This window comes from Acinetobacter sp. GN11, assembly GCF_054823985.1.
In genome coordinates, this window is the sequence record NZ_JRVL01000134.1 from 1 (window position 1) to 1054 (window position 1054).

The 1054-nt window shown below is 38.3% G+C and carries 1 protein-coding gene and 1 pseudogene; one reads left to right on the top strand and one right to left on the bottom strand.

Going from position 1 to position 1054, the window contains the following annotated elements; translation table 11 throughout:
* Positions 1–623 (bottom strand): annotated as a pseudogene (locus tag NL42_RS12230) (tetratricopeptide repeat protein); the annotation flags it as partial.
* Positions 624–881: 258 nt separating this feature from the next.
* Here NL42_RS12230 and NL42_RS12235 point away from each other — a divergent pair.
* Positions 882–1054: hypothetical protein (locus NL42_RS12235; RefSeq protein ID WP_227505884.1), on the top strand; the 173-nt coding region annotated here is incomplete at its 3' end.

Sequence of the window (1054 nt, forward strand, 5' to 3'; positions counted from 1 at the left end):
GCCAGTTGTAGGTTTTTCGGCGTGCCTTCACCATTTAAATACATCTGGGCCAAGTTGTACTGAGCATCGCTTTCATTGTGCTCAGCCGCTTTGGTGTACCACTTAAGTGCCTGCTCATTGCTTTGTGAGACGCCGTGACCTTTTTTATATAGATGAGCTAAATTATATTCTGCGGGCGGGTAGCCTTGGTTGGCAGCACGACTGAACCACTCAAACGCCTTTCCATAGTCTTGCGCAGTTCCTTCCCCTCTGTCATATAACACCCCTAAGTTATATTGTGCTTTCGCATGGTTCTTGGCCGCAGCCTTACTGAAATAATCAAAAGCGCGCTTGGCATCTTTTTCGACGCCCGTACCTGTGTAATACAGCATTCCTAAACTATATTTTGCCCCTACACTTCCATTTTGGTCAGCCGCAGTTAGCCATTTAAACGCTTGTTCATAATTTTTAACAACGCCTTGTTCACCACTTAAAAGCATCATGCCCAAATGATATTGAGCAACGGGTTGCCCTTGTTCCGCACGATATTGAATATCGGCCACACTCGGCTCAGCAAATGCTGAAGAATGAAGCGAGAAAATCACGGTAAATATATAAAAAGCAGACTTTTTTATTTTCATATCTCATCCTGAATTTTATTAATTTGAAAAATTGATTTCTTTAATATCTATTTGAATATAAAAGAAAAGTATCAAATTTGTCTCTGTGATTGATATCACTTTAAAATGATCTGATTTTACGGTTTAAATATCTATTTAATAAGAAGTTAACCTAAAACAGCATATTTAGACCAGTTACATTTTGAAAATGAGTATAGATAGACAGGTTAGTCTTTTTTTAATTAAAATGCGGCCTAAATATAAGTTTGATTGATAATAAAAATGCAGATGAGTGTGTCGAGTATATTGGAGCGTTTAGGCCTTGTTTCACAAAATCGTGCTGTTCATATCCAATTCTCAAATCAGTCTTTAAATCAGCAAGTCTTCTTACAACGTATTGAAGGTGAACATACGCTTAACCAAGGTAGCGTTGCTGAGTTACTGTGTCTGTCGAC